Consider the following 16695-nt stretch of genomic DNA (forward strand, 5'->3'; position numbering starts at 1 on the left):
TCATAAAGGAGCCGCGAGAGGTACAATATCATCAAAAACCGGCACAATGTTTCGATTGTGCCGGTTTTTTATTGAGCTAATTTGTCCCTGTAAATCGGGGCCAATCAGATGACTTTGGAAATATTTCTGGCGCTTTTTATCTTCGCCTTTGTTTCGTCCGTTACGCCGGGGCCAAACAATCTCATGCTTCTCGCATCGGGCGTTAATTTCGGTTTCCGTCGCACTATTCCGCATATGCTGGGCATTGGTGTCGGGTTCTTCGTTCTGCTGATGGCGATAGGATTCGGCCTTGGTGCGCTGCTCGAAACGGTGCCGTCATTCTACGCGATCCTGAAATTCGCTGGCGGCGCCTATATGCTTTATCTCGCCTGGAAAATAGCCACGTCGCGCTCCATTGGCGAGACTGGAGAATCTGGAAAAGGCCAACCGATGACCTTCCTTCAGGCCGCAGCCTTCCAATGGGTCAATCCGAAGGCATGGGTCATGGCCGTGACGGGCATTGCCACTTATGCCAGCCATGACAACTATTATGTCGCTGTTCTTCTGGTGAGCGTCGCTTTTGCAATTGTAAACCTGCCGAGCGTGTCGGTCTGGGCGGGGTTTGGAACATTGCTGCGTAACTGGCTGTCCGATCCCGTACGGCTGAGATGGTTCAATATCGTGATGGCCTTGCTGCTTGTCTTCAGCCTGTGGCCGATGTTGAAATGATAATGGAGGAAATGATGACCAAGCTTCCAACCTATGAAGATGTAATCTCCGCCGCAAGGCGGATCGAAGGTTATGCCCACCACACACCGGTCTTCACGTCCTCGACCGTCGACCGGGAAACAAGCGCCCAGTTTTTCTTCAAATGCGAGAATTTCCAGCGTGTTGGCGCTTTCAAGTTTCGTGGGGCGTTCAACGCTCTGTCACGGTTCACGGATGAACAGAAAACGCGCGGTGTGCTGGCTTTTTCGTCCGGCAATCACGCGCAGGCAATCGCTCTTGCGGCAAAACTGCTTGGTATCGGCGCGACCATCATCATGCCTGAGGATGCGCCGTTCACCAAGCTTGAGGCGACACGAGGTTATGGTGCGCGGGTCGTGACCTATAACCGTTACGAAGAAGACAGGGACGTTATTTCCACGCGGCTTGCCGAGGAGGGCGGCCTGACGCTCATTCCGCCGTTTAACCATCCGGATATTATCGCAGGGCAGGGAACAGCGGCCAAGGAACTGATAGAAGAAGCCGGGCCGCTCGATGCGCTCTTCGTTTGTCTTGGTGGTGGAGGATTGCTGGCCGGTTGTGCCCTGGCGGCAAAGGCACTGAGTCCGGAATGTGAGGTTTACGGGGTTGAACCCGAGGCCGGGAATGATGGCCAGCAATCGTTGCGTTCCGGCAAGATCGTGCATATCGATGTGCCGAGGACCTTGGCTGACGGAGCGCAGACGCAGGCTTTGGGCGATATGACGTTCGCGATCATCCGCGAAACGGTTCGCGATATTCTGGCCGTCAGCGATGACGAACTGGTGGACGCGATGAAGTTTTATGCGAGCCGGATGAAAATGGTGGTGGAGCCGACCGGCTGTCTTTCCTTTGCGGGCGCGCGGCAGATGGCGGAGTCGCTCAGGGGCAAGCGTGTCGGCGTTATTGTCAGCGGTGGTAATGTGGATCTCGCCAGATTCGCCGCATTGATAAGCAAAGGCGTTTGATCAGGGTTTGATCTTGTTTTCGGGGCGCGAATCCTGTCTGAAGGGAAGATGCAGTTTTCACCGGAACAGGATCAGGCGCTGAAAGCCGTGGGGCAGTGGCTCAAAGGCGGTCGCAGCCCTATTTTCAGATTGTTCGGCTATGCGGGTACGGGCAAGACGACGCTCGCCCGCTATTTTGCCGAGCATGTGGATGGCGATGTGCAGTTTGCTGCCTTCACCGGAAAGGCGGCTCAGGTCCTTCGCTCAAAGGGCGCCAACAATGCCCGCACGCTCCATTCATTGATCTATCGCCCACGCGGCGAAGAGGCGATCGAAGATGAGACGACCGGCAAGACTTCCATAGCGCCGACATTCTCGCTCAACCGACAGAGTCCGGTCGCCAAGGCTGCGATGATTGTGGTCGATGAGTGCTCGATGGTCGATGAAGCGCTCGGGCGAGATTTGATGAGCTTCGGAACGCCTATTCTGGTTCTCGGCGATCCGGGACAGTTACCCCCGATTTCCGGTGGCGGCTTTTTTACCGAACATGAACCGGATTATCTCCTGACCGAAATTCATCGTCAGGCGCAGGATAACCCGATTATCCGCATGGCACTGGATGTTCGCGAGGGACGTGAACTCGCCTATGGCGAATACGGTTCTGCCAGAATAATCGGGAAGAGCGAGGTCAATCAGGAGATCGTACTCGCTGCCGATCAGGTTCTGGTCGGCACGAACCGCACCAGGCGTCGCTACAATCAGCGCCTTCGGGAATTGAAAGGCTTCACCGCCGATTATCCGCAGGCGGGTGATAAGCTGGTTTGCTTGCGCAACGACCCGGCAAAGGGCTTGCTTAACGGATCGTTGTGGAAGGTGATGACTTCGTCCAAGGAAACCGTGAAACCTGGTATCAATCTGCTTGTTTCACCGGAAGACGAAGATCGCGGTGTCGCCAAGATCAAACTGTTGAAGGCGCAGTTCGAGGATCCCGATACGGAAATTCCGTGGCAGACAAAAAAACGCTACGACGATTTCGACTATGGTTATGCGCTGACGGTTCACAAGGCGCAGGGTTCGCAGTGGGATGAAGTTGTGCTTTTCGACGAGAGCTTTGCGTTTCGTGACACGCGGGAGCGCTGGCTCTATACGGCGATTACCCGCGCGGCCGAACGCCTGACGATTGTGAAATAGTCACGTCTCGACCGGGTGCGCGCTAAGCCATTCCCATGCTTCCCCTTCGTCACCCGCGTCAAAAGCGCGAAGCTCTATGGACAGGAATGGCTGCATGAGCGTGATGCCGGCCTGGACCCATAAAGGACCTCCGATAATTGCATAACGGCGGAGTTTCTTCAGGGATTTGGAGCGCATGGAGAGCATGCTTTCGGAGAATGCGGACGTCCAGTCGAACCCTTCATAGCCGGTGAGGCGGATCAGGAGGTCGATTTCTTCGTGGGTTTCATATGCTGCGTCGAGGAGTCCGTAGAGGTTCTCCAGTGATGCGTCATCGAGATGTCCTTCGATCGAAAAAGCGAAAACGTCGTCCCGGTCGGTTGGAATACGGCGAACGACGGGTATGTTCTCGTTTCGCATCATCAGTCTCCGTTATTCTATCCATGGCCAGTGAAACGTCTGAGCCGGGTTAAAGGTTGCGACCGGTTTCCGATTTGATACGGCGCGAAAGACTGGCTCAAAGCCGGTCGACTGCGCCTACGGCGATACCGGAAATATGTCTGTTGTCGCGGCTGGGGATTGCGTTCCCGATGTGACGGCAAGACACTCACATTTTTCCGTTTTCGGCGCTATAAAGCAGAACATTCATCCGGGAGCTTCCAATGTCTGCGAAATTATCGGTCAATCTCAACGCAATAGCCATGCTGCGAAATCGGCGCGATCTGCCGTGGCCGAGCGTGACCGGCCTGGGGCGCGCAGCCCTTGCCGCAGGGGCGGCGGGACTGACCGTGCATCCGCGTCCCGACCAGCGCCATATCCGTTTTTCCGATCTGGGGGATATCCGCGCTCTGATCGATGACGAATTTCCTCGGGCTGAATTTAATATCGAAGGTTTTCCAAGCGACGCTTTTCTCGATCTTGTCGAGAAGCATCAGCCGGAGCAGGTAACGCTGGTGCCGGACGATCCCATGCAGGCAACGTCCGACCATGGCTGGGATTTCACGTCGAAGGCCGATTTTCTGGCGCCCGTCGTCGAGCGTCTCAAGCGAGGTGGTATGCGGGTGTCGCTCTTCGCCGATCCTGACCCGCTCGGTTATGACCGGGCAAAGGCCATCGGCGCCGACCGGTTGGAGTTTTATACCGGCCCTTACGGTGCGACCTACGACGATCCGGCGGCGGCTGCACGCGAACTGGAACGTCTGGAAAAGGCCGCTACAGCGGCAACGGCTCTGGGGCTTGCCATCAATGCCGGACACGATCTTACGGTGGAGAATCTCCCTGCATTGGTGAAACGTGTTCCGCAACTCAGTGAAGTTTCAATCGGCCATGGATTAACAGCCGATGCCCTGATGTACGGGATGCCGGTCACGGTAAGCCGCTATATTGCTGCTTTGGCGGCATAATAATGCTTCGATGCGTTTGATGCATGGCTCTGGCACAAGCTGTGCAAAAAGCGCATTTGCAATCGGGCGAGACTGGTTTTAGGCGTCCGCCACTATCGACACGATGCTTATGGCCAGAGTCAAATTGGGCAAAGCCGTGGCAAGGGGGTGCTATTCGCAACTTTTTGCGAATACTCATATTATCTCAATCCGATCTCCGGTGATATCAGCCAATATAGTTTCAGGAAATTGCGAGGTGCCTGCATATGAGCGGTGAGCTAAATGGCAATGACCCAGCGGCGCAGGTTATGGTGCCTGCTGCTGGCGCTCCTGAAAATGTTCAGCTCACCGAGGATGACGAGCATCATAACGAAAGCATGAAAACGCTGGTGCTCGGAGCGCTTGGTGTCGTCTATGGCGATATCGGCACAAGCCCCATCTATGCTTTCCGCGAGGCGCTTCATGCTGCCTCAAGCGACGGAAATCTTGTCCGCAGCGATATTCTTGGCGTCATCTCGCTGATTTTCTGGGCGCTGACACTGGTTGTAACGATCAAATATGTGTTGTTCGTTCTTCGGGCCGACAATAACGGAGAAGGCGGCATCCTTTCGCTGATGGCCCTCGTGAGAGCTGCCTTGAAAGGCAGGCCGGATCTGATCCTGGCGGTCGGTATCTGCGGCGCGGCGCTTTTTTTCGGCGATGCGGTCATCACGCCAGCGATCTCGGTCCTGTCCGCAGTGGAAGGTCTGGAGATTGTCGCACCCGACCTGACGCCATTTGTCGTTCCGATAACCGTCGTCATTCTCGTTGCACTCTTCTCGGCGCAGAAGTTGGGTACCGGAAAGGTCGCCATTGTCTTCGGTCCCATCATGGGGCTGTGGTTTCTGGCGCTTGCGGCTTCCGGACTCTGGCACATTTTCGACGATCCAACCGTGATGGCGGCGCTGAATCCTTATTACGCCGCGCGGTTTCTAACCGTTAGCCCCGGCACGGCCTTCATCACTGTCGGTGCCGTTTTCCTTGCCGTGACGGGCGCTGAAGCCCTATACGCCGATCTCGGTCATTTCGGGCGTAAACCCATCGTACGCGCATGGCTTTGGATCGTCTTTCCCAGCTTGCTGCTCAATTATTTCGGACAGGCCGCATTTATTCTCTCCCATGGAGAGGCGGCTGCATTGCCGTTCTTCCAGATGATGCCGAGCTTTGCACTTCTGCCGATGGTGCTCTTGGCAACAGCCGCAACGGTAATCGCCAGCCAGGCGGTGATCACGGGGGCTTATTCCGTGACGCGTCAGGCGGTACAGCTCAATATCCTGCCGCGTCTTGAAATCCAGCATACGTCCGAAAAGCTGCACGGCCAGATCTATATTCCGCGTATCAACCTCCTCCTGGGACTTGCGGTGGTCATTCTGGTTCTGGGCTTCGAAAAATCCAGCAATCTGGCCGCTGCATACGGTATCGCCGTTACCGGCAATATGGTGGTGACGACTGTGCTCCTCTATATCGTCATGACGCGTATCTGGAACTGGCGTGCAAGCCGCGCGCTGCCCGTTATTATCGGTTTTCTCGTCATTGACGTGATGTTCTTCAGCGCCAATATCATCAAGGTTCATGAGGGTGGCTGGGCTTCGATCGGGATCGCGGCGATACTTGTTCTCATCATGTGGACATGGGTGCGTGGTACGCGCCACCTCTTCCACAAAACGCGCAAGGCGGAAGTTCCGCTGGATCTCATCGTAGAGCAGATGGCGAAGCGTCCGCCAACAATCGTTCCGGGTACGGCCGTATTTCTGACGGGTGATCCTAAAAGTGCGCCGACCGCACTCATGCACAGCCTGAAGCATTATAAAGTCCTGCACCAGAACAATGTGATACTGACGGTTGTGACCGCATCGAAACCATGGGTTTCCAGTGCCGACCGGGCGCGCATTTCCCAGTATAACGAGCGTTTCATGCAGGTGACTCTCACCTTCGGTTATATGCAGCAACCGAACATTCCGCGGGCATTGGGAATTTGCCGCAAGCTTGGCTGGAAGTTCGACATCATGACAACGTCATTCTTCCTGTCGCGGCGTTCACTCAAGGCTTCCGCTCACTCCGGCTTGCCGCTCTGGCAAGACAAGCTGTTCATTCTTCTTGCCCGTACGGCATCGGATGCAACCGAATATTTCCAGATACCGACGGGACGCGTCGTGGAAATTGGAACGCAGGTGAACCTTTAATTTTGGGTAGAAACGGTCTCGACCGCGAAATTCGAAAAAGCGCTTTCCAGATACTCGGATTCGGAAAGTGCTTTTTTTGTTGATGACGCGGGCCGGGGGATAAGAGCGCCCGTTCTTGCGATACGGGGGCGCCGGGATGCCAACGCTATCCGGGCCTTGGCAAAGCTGCGAAAACCCACTTGACCTCCTGCAAAACAATAATTAAGAAATAAGAACCGTACCGTACGGTACAAAGTGGAGGGGAAGTTCTGTGACTGATACCAGCGACGAATTGCAGGCTCAAAAGCAGCAGGCTCTTTCGCCGCGTCAGAACGATGTTCTGGAGCAGGCGTTGCGCCTTCTAGTGGATGGCGGGGACCGTGCTTTGACGACGGCAAGCATAGCGCGTGCCGCCAACTGCTCGAAAGAAAGCCTCTACAAATGGTTCGGTGATCGCGACGGTCTGCTGACGGCGATGGTTCGCTGGCAGGCCTCGAAGGTCCGCGTCGTGCCGCTGACGCGTGAGAAGCTGGATGCCGAGTCTCTTTTTTCCAGCATGGAACATTTTGCGCGCGACTGGCTGCTGGTGCTTTCGGGAAAGACCTCGATCGCGCTGAACCGATTGGCGGTAAGCCATGCGGCATCCGCAAAATCCGCCCTGGGCGATATCGTTCTGGCGAACGGTCCGGTTGCCATGGCCAAGCGTGTGAAACCCATTTTGCATATGGGGAAGGAGGCTGGACTGCTGGCCTTTGACGATATCGATGAAGCATTTCGCACGTTTTTCGGACTTGTCGTCCGGGACATGCAAATACGGTTGTTGCTTGGCGATCAACTGGAACTGACTGACGATGTGGTCATCCGGGATGCCCGGCGCGCCACCAAGCAGTTTTTTGCCCTCTACGGGGCTTAATCACATCGGCGACCGCAAGGAAGCCGGAGAACAATCCGAACGAAGGGATAAGGAAATGCGCGTTTACTACGATCGGGATGCAGACGTTAACCTGATCAAGTCGAAGAATGTGGTTATCGTCGGCTATGGCAGCCAGGGCCGTGCCCATGCGCTGAACCTCAAGGACTCCGGTGCAGCCAATGTACGCATCGCTCTTCGTGAAGGCTCTGCGACTATCAAGAAAGCCGAAGCTGACGGCTTTGAAGTCATGAGCGTTGCCGATGCCGCCAAATGGGCCGATCTTATGATGATGGCGACCCCGGACGAACTTCAGGCCGATATCTACAAAGAGCACATTCACGATAACCTCCGTGACGGTGCAGCGATCGCCTTCGCCCATGGTCTCAATGTGCATTTCGGTCTCATCGAGCCGAAGAAGTCGGTTGACGTCGTCATGATCGCGCCGAAGGGCCCCGGCCACACGGTGCGTGGCGAATACCAGAAGGGCGGTGGCGTTCCGTGCCTGATCGCCATCCATCAGGATGCTTCGGGCAATGCCCATGACCTGGCGCTGTCCTACGCTTCGGGCGTCGGTGGCGGTCGTTCGGGTGTCATCGAAACCAATTTCCGCGAAGAATGCGAAACCGATCTGTTTGGTGAGCAGGTTGTGCTTTGCGGCGGCCTGGTCGAACTGATCCGCGCAGGCTTCGAAACGCTGGTGGAAGCTGGTTATGCGCCGGAAATGGCTTACTTCGAGTGCTTGCACGAAGTGAAGCTGATCGTCGATCTGATTTATGAAGGCGGCATCGCTAACATGAACTATTCGATCTCCAACACCGCTGAATGGGGAGAATATGCCACCGGTCCGCGCATCATCACCGCCGAAACCAAGGCTGAAATGAAGCGCGTTCTGAAAGATATCCAGTCCGGCAAGTTCACCTCGGAATGGATGCAGGAATGGAAGGCTGGCGCTGCCCGCTTCAAGGCGACCCGCCGCCTCAATGACGAACACCCGATCGAGCAGGTTGGCGAAAAGCTGCGCGGCATGATGCCGTGGATCGCCAAGAACAAGCTGGTCGACAAGGCCCGCAACTAAAGTCTTCCGGTTTCGTTATCCGGAAAAAAGGGGGCGTTTCGTGCGCCCCCTTAATAATTGGTGTTTCGGCGGGGCTTTTGCTTGCACGCGCATCGCGAACGAAAAGAACCCGAACCCGGCATCAGATTTATCGTTTCGTGCACTTCCGGGCCCAAAACAATTTCGAATATCTTTATTCCATAGAAGCATGGGAAAAGCTGTTCTCGTCTGTTGAAAAGTGCGCTAGAGCTTCACCACCAGTAGCTAAGTTTTGAGGAGGCTTGGCCACTACAAACTCCGTAAATCTACGGATGGTCTAATTGAGGAGATTTCCCGTGTTGGACTGGGAAAATGTATTTGCAACGCGCTCGAAACGCATGCGCGCATCGGAAATCCGTGAACTGCTGAAGCTTCTGGAACGACCGGACATCATTTCGTTCGCCGGCGGAATTCCTGATCCGGCTCTCTTCCCGCATGAAGAATTTCAGGCGGCCTACAAGGACATCCTTACCGGCCCCGAGGCCAAGTCCGCGCTGCAATATTCCGTTTCGGAAGGCTATAAGCCGCTGCGTAGCTGGCTTGTCGGAGAACTTGCCAAAATCGGTATTCCGTGCACCGAAGACAACGTGTTCATCACGTCGGGTTCGCAGCAGGCACTCGATTATCTGGGCAAGTTGTTTATTTCACCCGGCGACACCGCTCTTGTGACCGCTCCGACCTATCTCGGGGCGCTTCAGGCATTCAATGCTTATGAGCCGAACTACGATATGCTGGCAATCAACGGCAATCGCACACCGGAGTCCTATGTGCAGGCCGCACAGAAGGCGGGTGGTCAGGTGAAGTTCGCCTATTTGTCAGCGGATTTCAGCAATCCGACCGGTGAAACGGTTGATCTCGCAGGCCGCGAAAAACTGCTTGCACAAGCCGATGAACTCGATATTCCAGTCATCGAAGACGCTGCTTACCAGTATCTCCGCTATAATGGCGATGCGATCCCGCCGATCCTGACGCTCGACATTGTTCGCAATGGTGGCGATATCGAAAAGACACGCACGATCTATTGCGGGTCGTTCTCGAAGACGCTGGCTCCCGGTTTGCGCGTTGGCTATGTCGTTGCTTCCAAGCCGGTCATTCGCAAGCTTGTTTTGATGAAGCAGGCGGCCGATCTTCATTCATCGACGATCAACCAGATCGCTATCCAGCGTGTGGCTACAGCCGGTTTCGATGCGCAGGTTGCAAAACTGCATCGCGTTTACAAGCATCGTCGCGACAAAATGCTCGAGGCGCTGGCGCAATATATGCCCGAGACCACCCATTGGACCAAGCCAGAAGGCGGTATGTTCATCTGGGTCACGTTGCCGGAAGGCATGGATGGCGCCGCTTTGCTTGCGGCATCGATCGATAGCGAAAAGGTGGCCTTCGTACCGGGACGGGCTTTCTTTGCCGATGGCAGCGGAGCCAACACGCTGCGTCTCAGCTATTCGTGCGCGAATGACGAGATGATCGATGAAGGCATCAAGCGGCTCGGTCGCCTGATACGCGCTCATACGAAGTCTGCGGCCGCCTGAGATCGACAGAAGGGAAAAGCCGGGCCTCAACCCGGCTTTTTTCATTGAAATGGTGAATTGCAGCCGGTTCTGGGACCGGCCAACGGCTGATATGTATCTTCGGAGCTACGGTAACTCCGATAGCGGTTTGAGCACCACTGGATGTGATTGCTGCTCGGACGCGCACCTGCTGCGGGAGGCCGTAGGGTGCGGAGATATTGCAGCCCATCGCCGTTCTTATAGTTCAGGACGCCATGTTCCGTGATGTAGGTCCCGCTCGATCCTGCTCGGTCGGCACCGGGCTGACCGCCCATAATCCTGGGACCGTCAGGCTTCAGGGAAGGCAGATAGGGACTGTTGCCAAGTTCCACGGCCAGACTTGCGCTGGCCGTGCTTGCAACGAATAGCCCGGCCAATATTGCCAGTCTCGAAATCTTGCCCATCGCATCAAACTCACTTTGATCTGTTCTACCCGCATATGGGTATGAACCAGGTTTAAATCATCGCTTCAGCAGAAATTTATTGGTTTCGAAAATCATCCTCTTGCCAATCGTCCGGCAAGCGGAGAGATTGCGGGGACATGTTTACGATAGCTACATTTAATGTCGAAAATCTGATGCGCCGGTTCGATTTTTCCGGCTATCGCAATGAATTGCATCAGGACCGCACCCTGCAATTGTTCGAAATTGGCGATGAGGCGCAATATCGTCTTCTCGAACAGGCGCGTTCGGTGGCCTATGCCGACGATATGCGCCAGATGACGGCTCTCGCCGTCGCCGAAACGCGCGCCGATATTCTGTGTTTGCAGGAAGTGGACAATCTGGCTGCTCTGAGCGCTTTCGAATATGGCTACCTATTCAAAATGATAGGGCATGGTTATCGGAATAAATACCTGATCGATGGAAATGACAGCCGCGGCATCGATGTAGCCGTCATGATGCGTGACACCACGCGTGACGGCCAACCCATCGAAGTGGAAGAGGTCACGAGCCATGCTTACGTGACTTATAACGATTTTGGCCTGTACGAGCCTGTGCTTGCCGAGCTTGGGCTTGAACCCCACGATCGCATTTTCAAGCGTGACTGCCTGAATATCGATCTGCGCATCGCGGGCAAGCCGCTCTCGCTTTTCGTGACGCATCTGAAATCGATGACAGGCGCGCGCAACGGATTCGATGGCCGAACGGCTTCGTTGCCGGTGCGCCTGGCAGAGGCCCGGGCCATACGTAAAATTATCGAGGACAAGTTCGGCCCGGCCAAAGCTGCTGACCGCCGCTGGTTGATTTGCGGCGATTTCAACGATTATCGCGAGAGGATCGTCATTGAAGGAGATGGCTGGGACGGCTACCGGTTTACGCCGACGGTCGAAGAGGAAAGTGCGCTCGACGTGCTTTTGAAGGACGGTTTTGCCGTCAATCTGGTCGAACGCCGTCCTGTCATGGATCGCTGGACTCTTTACCATACGCGCGGTCCGCAGGAGCGCCATCTCTGTCAACTCGATTACATTCTGGCCTCGCCGTCATTTGCGGCAAAAAATGAAAAGGCTGTGCCGAATATCATCCGACGCGGTCAACCCTGGCGCACGATCTTTCCGCCTGATCAAGAGGTTGACCGTTATCCGCGCACAGGGTGGGACCGCCCGAAAGCGAGTGATCACTGCCCGGTTTCCGTGACGTTGAACATGGTTTGAGCAATGGGCCGCACCCCGATGGAACATATTCCTGAAAATGCTGTCCGGATTATCGATCGTGCTGATGTGCATGTCGTTTCCGGTCCGTTGTCCTATGCGGAAGAAAACCAGGCGGAGATTGTTGCGAACTGGACGCGTGAACGAGCGGTAAATCCGACCCTGTTTGACGGCGAAGTCTACTTGGCGCCGGAAGCCCGGCTGGCGGGCGGTCGGCTGGAGGCCGGGTTCAGGCGAACCAGTTTTGCAACGCTGATGCATTGGCGGCGCCATGAAGTGAAGGCTCGTCCGTGGCATATCTTCGGTGTGGGCGTGATCGTATCCAGCGACGGCTACCTGATCGCCGGGCGCATGGGGGACCGGACTGCAGCTGCGGGGCGGATCTATTTTCCCGCCGGTTCCGTAGACGACAAGGACATTGCGGATAAGCGCGTCGATTATGAGGCCAATTGCAGGCGTGAAGTATTGGAGGAAACGGGCCTCGACCTTCGCGAAGCCCGGGCGGAGCAGCAGATCAATCTCGTGACCGGTAATCGCAGCATCGCGCTTTTCCGGCGTCACTATTTCGCAATGCCGTCATCGGAACTGGTATCGCGAATCGAGCTTTATCTTTCTTCGCAGGCTGAACCCGAGTTGTCGGAGATTATTCTGGTGAAGGCTGCGGGAGCCATGGGTGACGATACACCGTCCTACGTTCGCGCCTTTGCCGATTGGCATTTCAATAATCTCTAGGGTCTAAACTCAATTAGGATTTGGAGCGTGGTATGGTCGAAAATGGCACAGTTTCAGGAGCGAAACCGAAGGTGGGGTGGTTCCCCATCGAGGTTTTGCGACGCCAAAATGGGTCATTTTCGTCATATCCCTCCGGGACGTGGCGGATTTTGCCCCTGAATGCGTGGAAAATCCTCGTGGTGGGGGGGCACCACGTCGGCCTTTCCTCCTGTTCAGGTACAAAATCCGGCTCACGCCACGCCCGAAACCTGATTGAATTTAGACCCTAAACCTTAACCAGACTGACAGATGACAGCGCCGCGAAATTGTCTATGCTCGCAAACCATGTGAGCATGGTGCATCAAAGGGACCGCTTCGGTTTCGGTTTGCAGGTTTGTCGAGGGGAGAATGAGGGATGAGTGACGCCGCTGTTTCCGGCCGCTTCTATGAGGTTTTCGACGTTTTCGCCGACAAGGCCCTGGCAGGAAACCCATTGGCTGTCATCCATGATTGCGAAGGGCTGACCGATGCGCGAATGCAGGCGATTGCCCGCGAGTTCAATCTGTCGGAAACGGTTTTCATTCTTCCGCCGACCAATCCCGCCCATGAGGCTGCGATACGCATCTTCACGCCCGATTACGAACTTCCCTTCGCCGGGCATCCGACAGTTGGTGCGGCTGTGTCGCTTGCCCGCCGCCGAAAGACCGGTGACGAGACCGACAGGCTTGTGGCTCTGGAAGAAAAAGTAGGGATCGTTCGCTGCGGCGTCATCCTTGGAGGGAATGGTGCTTTTGCCGAATTCGATCTGCCGCGACTGCCGGAGAATCTCGACGTCAAGATCGAGAAGGAAGAGGCCGCCGCTGCGATAGGCCTCGGCACGCACGAGATCGGATTTGAGAATCATGTTCCGTCAGTATGGAGCGCGGGCACACCTTATCTGCTCGTGCCGGTGCATAATCTCATCGCTGCGGCAAAGGTTTCCATCGACCCGGTTTACGTGAACGAGAGCCTGCCGCATGTCGGAGGCAGGCCGCTTCCAATCTATGTCTATTGTCGTGAAACGATTCTGTTCGACAGTAATTTCCATGCGCGCATGTTTGTCACCGGTGCGAATGTCTATGAAGACCCGGCGACCGGGTCGGCTGCGGCAGCCTTTGCCGGCCTGATCCACAAGAACGACAAGCCTGTCGACGGCAGTTCTCAGTGGTGGATCGAGCAGGGTATGGAGATGGGGCGCCCCTCGCGCATTCGTTTGGAACTCGATGTTTCCAAGCAGCAATTAACCAGCGCGCGGATAGGCGGGACTGCCGTCAAGATTGCTGAAGGCCGCCTGTTCATCTGATGAGGTTGCGTTGCCGCGAGTTTGATTGCGGTCAAAGCGCCTCTGTCGCCCTATGTTAGTTTATCGAAGATTAAACTCAGGCGGAGACGTCCCATGATAATCAGGGAAATGTCGCAATACGATATCAGGAACATGATACAGCATACCCCCTTGGGTCGGCTGGGATATGTTCTGGACAACCGTCCGTTTATCGTGCCTCTCAGTTTCCGGTTTAGCGGAGGATCGCTTTATTCATTCACAACTGATGGCCAGAAAACCGAGGCTCTGCGCTGGAACGATGCAGTCTGCATTCTTTTCGACCATATCGAGTCCCCGACGAAATGGAGCACCGTCGTGGTGCAGGGCCATTATCGCGAAATTGCCCTTGAGGACGAGAAGAATGCAATTGTCGAACTGATGGCTTCCGAACCTAATTGGTGGGAGCCGGGCTATATGAAGACCGTCGACAAGGAAGGACACGAGCGCAAGCTTGAGCCGGTGTTCTTTCGTATCGATATCGAAAGTGCGACAGGCCGTGAGACTGGCTGACAAGTGAGCCCGGCATACACCGGGCCTTTCGTTTTCATCCTATTTGACGACGAGAATCGGCGTGGTGCTGCGTGTCAGGACCTCAAAGGTCTGGCTGCCAAGCAGCATTCCTTTCAGTCCGCGACGGCCATGGGAAGCCATGACGATCAGGTCGTTGCGCAGTTCCGTCGATGTCTCGATGATCGAGGTTGCCGGATGAGGGGCAACTACGTGGAGCGTATGGACTTCGATGGCTTGTTCCGAGGCCAGTTCGCGCGCACGGGCAAGCGTCTTGTCGGCGTATTCGTTCCATTCCTGTTCAAAACGTTCGATGAAGGCCGGGCTATCCGTCCAGCCGCCCGGAAGCCCTGAAACGGAGTAGGGAGCCGTAATGGTCAAAACCGTTACTTTGGCACCGACCGCGTGAGCCAGCTTGAAAGCATGGATGAGGCCGCGCTCTGCGAATTCGGATCCGTCGGTCGTTACCAGAATGTTCTTGTACATGCTGTCCTCGCTTTCATGGCCAGTCCGCCTGCCGTCGCTGTGGAATATCGTACCGAACGAATCTCCTGCCCGGAAACATATCAGCAACATATTGCAGCCGGTGCGGTTGCTGAACTTACGGCCTGTACTGTACTGCGTAAAGGGGATGTGCCTGATGCCTTACGCTGTAGCCATACTCACGAATGGAATGATTCATGCCCCTTGATTGCGATGCCTTTCATGCAAGCTGGATAGCGACCGTTCTCAATCTTGATTGGCCTTCGCGCAGTTCGGCCCGCATCGAGGACGACGACGAACGGGTAAACCGCCAGAAGCGGGAACTGACCAGGCTTTTTGACGAGGCATCCGAACACGGTATCAATGCTGTCATCTTTCAGGTGTCTCCGGCAGCCGATGCATTTTATCAGTCGTCCTATCTTCCCTGGTCGTCCTATCTCACGGGAACTCTGGGCAAGAATCCAGGTTTCGATCCGCTGAAATTTGCCATTCGGGAAGCGCATAAGCGCGGCATCGAACTCCACGCATGGCTTAATCCCTATCGTGTTTCGATGGATACGAAGCCGTCAACGAGAAAGGAACTGAAGAACTCGTCCAAGGACTCGCCGCCCAGCGTGTACAAGACCCATCCGGGTTGGATCAGCGTATCTGCCGATCGCTACGTCCTCGACCCCGGCATTCCGGCCGTGCGGCAATGGATTACGAATGTAACGGCGGAGGTCGTGCAGAAATACGACGTTGATGGCATCCAGTTCGATGATTATTTTTACTACGAAACGGCATCGTCGAAACTTGATGACGACTCGTCTTATGCGCGGTTCGGTACGCGGTTCTCCAGCAAATATGAATGGCGGCGCTACAACACCCATACGCTGGTAAGGGAAATCTCGGACAAGATTAAATCCATCAAACCGGGAGTTCGGTTCGGGATCAGTCCCGGTGGCGTCTGGCGTAACGACGCCGACGATGCGCTGGGGTCGGCGACACGCGCGGGCAAGACCAACTATGATGGCGATTTCGCCGATACGCGGCGCTGGGTGAAAGAAGGACTGATCGATTACATCGCGCCGCAGATTTACTGGTCGTTCGGCCGCAAAGATGCCTCCTATGGAATCATCGCCAAATGGTGGGCGGACACGGTTCGTGGGACCGGGACCGATCTTTATATCGGTGTGGCACTTTATAGGGCGGGCTCGGGAACCGCGCTCGAGCCCGGCTGGCAGGCTGGCGGCGGGGTGACCGAAATGAAGCGCCAGCTGAAGCTCAACGAATCCCTGCCGGAAGTGAAGGGCAGCATCCTTTTTCGGCAAGGGTTTCTTTCCGATCCGAAGATGAAGACCGTTTCCGACTATTTGAAGCAGACATGGGGCAAATGCGCCGCTTTCAAAAAGATGCGCCGATTAAAGTAATTGTTATGCGGAATCGCCGTCCGTTTGATTGAAATCAAAGAGGCCCTTCCGGGCAGGTGCTAACTGAGCGCCGTTGCCGGTTTCCACCAGAGCTGGCGGCCCGGGGTGCCTAGGCCCTACTCGAATGGCACCCCGGCAATTATCAATCTGTCGAGCGCTTGTGCGCGATCTTCCGTGACGCCGTCTGTCGGCAGCCAGCGGGTGCTGTCGGCGTTGCTCCCCTCTATTTCATCAAACCAGCACCCGCGCTTTCTTAAAAGTGAAAGCGAAATGAAGTCAGCGGGATGGGGGCGTTTTCTCAAAATGTGATTCAGTTCCCGCCTCTCGTGAGACCTTTGTGTAGTTGCGAATCCCCAACCATGTTGCTATCGCAATCTACAGGAAACGGTTCCGCCATCGCGGCGGATGAAAAGGGAACACGGTAAAGCCATTGGCCGAAGCCGCGACTGCCCCCGCAACTGTAACCGGAGAGCTATCCTCCACGACCGGCAAACGGTCAACGCCACTGAGAGCAGCAAACTGCAATCGGGAAGGCGGAGGCGAAGCGAAGACCCGGAAGTCAGGAGACCTGCCGTATCCGGTCACCCATGCTTGAATACGG

General features: G+C 55.6%; 16 protein-coding genes and 1 riboswitch. Of the genes, 13 read left to right on the forward strand and 3 right to left on the reverse strand.

Annotation, left to right across the window (positions count from 1 at the left end; genetic code table 11):
- Window positions 1-108 precede the first annotated feature (108 nt).
- Genes FHS76_RS18140 through FHS76_RS18150 form a run of 3 tightly spaced genes read left to right on the forward strand, consistent with a single transcriptional unit; the run spans window position 109 to window position 2861 of the window.
- A complete protein-coding gene (locus FHS76_RS18140; RefSeq protein ID WP_183656144.1) occupies window positions 109-708 on the forward strand; it encodes a LysE family translocator in 600 nt (199 codons plus the stop codon).
- A 14-nt stretch (window positions 709-722) separates the two neighbouring features.
- Window positions 723-1691: a threo-3-hydroxy-L-aspartate ammonia-lyase gene (locus FHS76_RS18145; RefSeq protein ID WP_183656147.1), complete on the forward strand. Its 969-nt coding sequence runs from the start codon at window positions 723-725 to the stop codon at window positions 1689-1691.
- Window positions 1692-1739: 48 nt separating this feature from the next.
- Complete coding sequence (locus FHS76_RS18150) at window positions 1740-2861, forward strand: ATP-dependent DNA helicase (RefSeq protein WP_183656150.1); 1122 nt, start codon at window positions 1740-1742, stop codon at window positions 2859-2861.
- On the opposite strand, the gene FHS76_RS18155 is transcribed toward FHS76_RS18150, so the two are convergent.
- Window positions 2862-3260, reverse strand: coding sequence for a SpoIIAA family protein (locus FHS76_RS18155; protein ID WP_183656152.1), 399 nt, complete (start codon window positions 3258-3260; stop codon window positions 2862-2864).
- 242 nt (window positions 3261-3502) lie between these two features.
- On the opposite strand from FHS76_RS18155, the gene FHS76_RS18160 reads away from it, so the two are divergent.
- The 5 genes from FHS76_RS18160 to FHS76_RS18180 all read left to right on the forward strand — a co-directional run bounded on the left by FHS76_RS18160 (window position 3503) and on the right by FHS76_RS18180 (window position 9958).
- Entirely contained in the window at window positions 3503-4243 is a 741-nt protein-coding gene (locus FHS76_RS18160) for a pyridoxine 5'-phosphate synthase (protein ID WP_183656154.1), read from the forward strand.
- Window positions 4244-4488: 245 nt separating this feature from the next.
- Window positions 4489-6444: a potassium transporter Kup gene (locus FHS76_RS18165; protein WP_183656156.1), complete on the forward strand. Its 1956-nt coding sequence runs from the start codon at window positions 4489-4491 to the stop codon at window positions 6442-6444.
- Window positions 6445-6694: 250 nt separating this feature from the next.
- On the forward strand, window positions 6695-7336 hold the full coding sequence (locus FHS76_RS18170; RefSeq protein WP_183656158.1) for a TetR/AcrR family transcriptional regulator: 642 nt from the start codon (window positions 6695-6697) through the stop codon (window positions 7334-7336).
- 55 nt (window positions 7337-7391) lie between these two features.
- Complete coding sequence (ilvC, locus tag FHS76_RS18175) at window positions 7392-8411, forward strand: ketol-acid reductoisomerase (protein WP_183656160.1); 1020 nt, start codon at window positions 7392-7394, stop codon at window positions 8409-8411.
- A gap of 314 nt (window positions 8412-8725) precedes the next feature.
- Complete coding sequence (locus FHS76_RS18180) at window positions 8726-9958, forward strand: aminotransferase-like domain-containing protein (RefSeq protein ID WP_183656162.1); 1233 nt, start codon at window positions 8726-8728, stop codon at window positions 9956-9958.
- A gap of 41 nt (window positions 9959-9999) precedes the next feature.
- Here the strand turns inward: FHS76_RS18180 and FHS76_RS18185 are convergent, their stop codons facing one another.
- A complete protein-coding gene (locus FHS76_RS18185) occupies window positions 10000-10380 on the reverse strand; it encodes a BA14K family protein (protein WP_183656165.1) in 381 nt (126 codons plus the stop codon).
- 137 nt (window positions 10381-10517) lie between these two features.
- Here FHS76_RS18185 and FHS76_RS18190 point away from each other — a divergent pair, with 137 nt between their 5' ends.
- The 4 genes from FHS76_RS18190 to FHS76_RS18205 all read left to right on the forward strand — a co-directional run bounded on the left by FHS76_RS18190 (window position 10518) and on the right by FHS76_RS18205 (window position 14205).
- Window positions 10518-11627 (forward strand): endonuclease/exonuclease/phosphatase family protein, encoded by a 1110-nt coding sequence (locus tag FHS76_RS18190; RefSeq protein ID WP_183656168.1) that lies wholly within the window; start codon window positions 10518-10520, stop codon window positions 11625-11627.
- Between the two features lie 18 nt (window positions 11628-11645).
- Complete coding sequence (locus FHS76_RS18195; protein WP_183656257.1) at window positions 11646-12356, forward strand: NUDIX hydrolase; 711 nt, start codon at window positions 11646-11648, stop codon at window positions 12354-12356.
- A gap of 394 nt (window positions 12357-12750) precedes the next feature.
- The gene (locus FHS76_RS18200) at window positions 12751-13677 is read left to right on the forward strand and encodes a PhzF family phenazine biosynthesis protein (RefSeq protein WP_183656171.1); all 927 of its coding nucleotides are present in this window, start codon (window positions 12751-12753) and stop codon (window positions 13675-13677) included.
- A 93-nt stretch (window positions 13678-13770) separates the two neighbouring features.
- Window positions 13771-14205: a pyridoxamine 5'-phosphate oxidase family protein gene (locus tag FHS76_RS18205; protein ID WP_183656174.1), complete on the forward strand. Its 435-nt coding sequence runs from the start codon at window positions 13771-13773 to the stop codon at window positions 14203-14205.
- A gap of 39 nt (window positions 14206-14244) precedes the next feature.
- On the opposite strand, the gene FHS76_RS18210 is transcribed toward FHS76_RS18205, so the two are convergent.
- Window positions 14245-14688, reverse strand: a complete 444-nt coding sequence (locus FHS76_RS18210) for a universal stress protein (RefSeq protein WP_183656176.1) — start codon at window positions 14686-14688, stop codon at window positions 14245-14247.
- Window positions 14689-14882: 194 nt separating this feature from the next.
- On the opposite strand from FHS76_RS18210, the gene FHS76_RS18215 reads away from it, so the two are divergent.
- On the forward strand, window positions 14883-16094 hold the full coding sequence (locus FHS76_RS18215; RefSeq protein ID WP_183656178.1) for a glycoside hydrolase family 10 protein: 1212 nt from the start codon (window positions 14883-14885) through the stop codon (window positions 16092-16094).
- Between the two features lie 368 nt (window positions 16095-16462).
- Window positions 16463-16684: riboswitch (cobalamin riboswitch) on the forward strand.
- Window positions 16685-16695 lie beyond the last annotated feature (11 nt).

It is taken from the genome of Brucella daejeonensis (genome assembly GCF_014199265.1).
In the GTDB taxonomy this organism is placed as follows: Bacteria; Pseudomonadota; Alphaproteobacteria; order Rhizobiales; family Rhizobiaceae; genus Brucella; species Brucella daejeonensis.

Bases quoted from the DNA above. Each gene is read 5' to 3' on its own strand.
- FHS76_RS18140 (WP_183656144.1), top strand. From the start codon at position 109: ATGACTTTGGAAATATTTCTGGCGCTTTTTATCTTCGCCTTTGTTTCG.
- FHS76_RS18145 (WP_183656147.1), top strand. From the start codon at position 723: ATGACCAAGCTTCCAACCTATGAAGATGTAATCTCCGCCGCAAGGCGG.
- FHS76_RS18150 (WP_183656150.1), top strand. From the start codon at position 1,740: ATGCAGTTTTCACCGGAACAGGATCAGGCGCTGAAAGCCGTGGGGCAG.
- FHS76_RS18155 (WP_183656152.1), bottom strand. From the start codon at position 3,260: ATGCGAAACGAGAACATACCCGTCGTTCGCCGTATTCCAACCGACCGG.
- FHS76_RS18160 (WP_183656154.1), top strand. From the start codon at position 3,503: ATGTCTGCGAAATTATCGGTCAATCTCAACGCAATAGCCATGCTGCGA.
- FHS76_RS18165 (WP_183656156.1), top strand. From the start codon at position 4,489: ATGAGCGGTGAGCTAAATGGCAATGACCCAGCGGCGCAGGTTATGGTG.
- ilvC (WP_183656160.1), top strand. From the start codon at position 7,392: ATGCGCGTTTACTACGATCGGGATGCAGACGTTAACCTGATCAAGTCG.
- FHS76_RS18185 (WP_183656165.1), bottom strand. From the start codon at position 10,380: ATGGGCAAGATTTCGAGACTGGCAATATTGGCCGGGCTATTCGTTGCA.
- FHS76_RS18190 (WP_183656168.1), top strand. From the start codon at position 10,518: ATGTTTACGATAGCTACATTTAATGTCGAAAATCTGATGCGCCGGTTC.
- FHS76_RS18195 (WP_183656257.1), top strand. From the start codon at position 11,646: ATGGAACATATTCCTGAAAATGCTGTCCGGATTATCGATCGTGCTGAT.
- FHS76_RS18200 (WP_183656171.1), top strand. From the start codon at position 12,751: ATGAGTGACGCCGCTGTTTCCGGCCGCTTCTATGAGGTTTTCGACGTT.
- FHS76_RS18205 (WP_183656174.1), top strand. From the start codon at position 13,771: ATGATAATCAGGGAAATGTCGCAATACGATATCAGGAACATGATACAG.
- FHS76_RS18210 (WP_183656176.1), bottom strand. From the start codon at position 14,688: ATGTACAAGAACATTCTGGTAACGACCGACGGATCCGAATTCGCAGAG.
- FHS76_RS18215 (WP_183656178.1), top strand. From the start codon at position 14,883: ATGCCCCTTGATTGCGATGCCTTTCATGCAAGCTGGATAGCGACCGTT.